At 75.4% G+C, this 2,619-nt stretch carries 2 protein-coding genes; both read left to right on the top strand.

Annotated features, from left to right (window positions below; all coding sequences use genetic code 11):
- Window positions 1-1,841: SGNH/GDSL hydrolase family protein (locus D3P35_RS25650; RefSeq protein ID WP_157982344.1), on the top strand; the 1,841-nt coding region annotated here is incomplete at its 5' end.
- A gap of 10 nt (window positions 1,842-1,851) precedes the next feature.
- Window positions 1,852-2,571: a hypothetical protein gene (locus tag D3P35_RS25645; RefSeq protein WP_118138765.1), complete on the top strand. Its 720-nt coding sequence runs from the start codon at window positions 1,852-1,854 to the stop codon at window positions 2,569-2,571.
- Window positions 2,572-2,619 lie beyond the last annotated feature (48 nt).

The raw sequence follows: 2,619 nt of genomic DNA, 5'->3' as shown, positions 1-2,619 counted from the left end.
TCTCGGGCGCGGAGGTGGCCTGCGAGGTGCTCGGCGCCTACCAGCCGGCGGCCCTGCCGGAGATCTCCAAGGTCACGCTCTACGCCTCCGAGACGCTGCCGGCCGGCGCCACGCTGCGCATCGGGGGCTTCGCCCCGGTGCCGGTGGCAGGCGAGCGCGGCGCGCCGCTGGGCGAGGGCGAGATCCTGCGCGGCGACATGGTCACCTTCGTGCCTCGCGGCATCGGCGGCGAGACCCCGCGCTACCAGGTCGGCAGCATCGGCCGCGCCGCCATGCGCGCGGTGCTCGCAGAGCGGGTGGAGCTGCGCGGCGGCAGCGGCGGCGGGGACATCGCCTGGGCGGTGATCGACGGCGAGGGCTGGGCCAACACCATCGCCACCGCGCAGGGCGGGCTGAAGACCGCGCTCTTCGAGCTGGGCGAGACCCTGCGCACCCCGGCGGTCGCGCTCGGGGAGGGCGTCTCCACCGCCTGGGTGCAGCTCGGCTTCGGGGCGGAGTTCTCCCTGCAGGACCCCGAGGGCTTCATCGCGATGCGGGCGCGCGCGAGCGGCGAGGTGGAGCTCGGCCGCGCCCTGCGCCTCGGCAGCATGCGGCTCGGGGTCGAGCCCGGCGGCGATCTCACCATCGCCGACGCGGAGGGCTTCGTCGGCCTGCGCCTCACCGCTGCCGGGCGGCTGCTGCTCATGGGGCAGGAGATCACCCCGGCGCCCGAACCCGCCCCGGCGCCGGACCCGAGCCCCGCGCAGGTGGCGGCCGCCCTGCCGCTGGCGGAGGTGGCGCGCTCGGGCGTCTACCTGCCCGGGCGGCCGATCCTGCGGCGCTGGCGCCACGCGCTGGCGCAGGCGCAGATGGGGGTCCGGCCCGCCCGCCTCGCCTGCGTGGGCGACAGCAACACCCTCGGGGTGGGCGCCCGGCTCAGCCCCGGGCCCTACCGGCCCTGGTCCTACCCGGCACTGCTCGAGCGCATCATCGGCCCGCGGCTGGCCTGCGGGGCGCGCAGCACCTCGCTCTGGGGAGCGGGCACCGCCACCACCGACTTCGCCGATTACTGGCCCGGCGTGGTCTCGCCCGGCGCGGGCTGGGCGATCTCGCCCGGGCTGATGTTCGGCGAGATGCTCGAGAATGCCACCACCACCGAGCCGCTCGCCTTCGACTTCGGCGCGACCTGGGACGAGGCGGAGATCTGGGCGGGCGGCGGCAGCGGCGCCGTGTTCACCGTGAGCAACGGCGGCGAGACCACCGAGTACGCCCCGGCGGACGGCGAACTGGTGCGCCTCACCTGGGCCGCGCCCTCGCGCGGGGCCGAGCCGCTGGTGATCCGCCGCGTCGCCGGCACGGTGCGCATCGGCGCGGCCGGCACCCGCGACACGCGCGCCCCCGCCGTCGAGATCCAGCTCATGGCCCGCGGCGGCTGGCGGGCGAGCCACTGGAACGACACCGCCACGCCCTGGGCGCCGCAGGCCGCGCTCCGCGCCTCGGGCGCCGATCTGTTCGTGATCGAGCTCGGGCTCAACGAGTTCAACGGCAGCGCTCCGGTGGCGAACTACACCGCGCAGATGCAGACCCTCGTCACCGCCCTGCGCGGCACCGGGGCCGACGTGGTGCTGCTCGGCCCGCTCACCCCCGAGCAGGGCAGCCGCACCGTGCCCTGGGAGGACTACCGCGCCGCGATGCTGCAGCTCGCGGTCGACAACGCGCTGCCATACCTCGACACCGGCCTGCGCGCCGGCACCGCCGCCCAGCTCACCGAGGACGGCGAGCGCAACGACGGCCTGCACTTCGGCGGCCCGGCCTATTACCACAAGGCCGTGCCGCTGGGCGATCTTCTCCTGACCCTGTGAGGCAATACCCATGGACAACTCCCGCCTGATCCTCTCCGAGGCGAGCTACGCCGCCTCCGGCCTCTACGTGATGCCGGTGAGCGACGGCATCACCTACTTCAACTTCTTCGGCGCCGAGGAGGTGCTGCGCCGCAACCTCGCCGGCGGGCCCGCGCCCGCGCTCACCGGCACGCCGGAGCACGGGCCCGGCTTCACCACCTTCCGCAACGGCAGCGCCTTCCTCGAGGCGGAGGTGACGCTCGGCGCCGCCTTCACCCTCTTCGCCGCGGTCCGCGCGCCGGCGGAGAACGTGCTGGGCCACATCATCGGCACCTTCGGGCAGGGGGCGACGCTCGGGCGCGGCACCTCGATCTTCGCCTCGGCGAGTGCGACCAGCCGGGTGCTGCAGGCCACCACCACCGCCGATGACGACGGCAGCCCGGTGCCGGTCGGCCCGGTCTCGGCCGGGGCGAACATTGCCGGCACCTGGCTCTTCGCTGCCCTCACCGTGTCGGCGTCCGAGATGGTGCTGCGCAACCTCACCACCGGCACCAGCGCGAGCGCCCCGATCACCGACCCGCTGGCGATCACCGCGCAGCGCCTGCGCATCGGGGCCTCGCACAGCGGGGCGGCGAGCAGCATGGACCTGGCCGCCGCCGGCAGCGCCGACCGCGTGCTCACCCCCGCCGAGCTCGACGCCTTCCACGCCCGGGTGATCGCCCGGCTGGGGCGCTTCGGCATCGCGATCTGAGGGGGCGGGCATGACACAATCCCCCGGCCCCCCGCGCGAGAGGGAAAA

This window comes from Oceanicella sp. SM1341, assembly GCF_003448965.1.
Classification (GTDB): Bacteria; Pseudomonadota; Alphaproteobacteria; order Rhodobacterales; family Rhodobacteraceae; genus Paroceanicella.
This window is presented reverse-complemented; position numbering and strand designations above follow the sequence as displayed.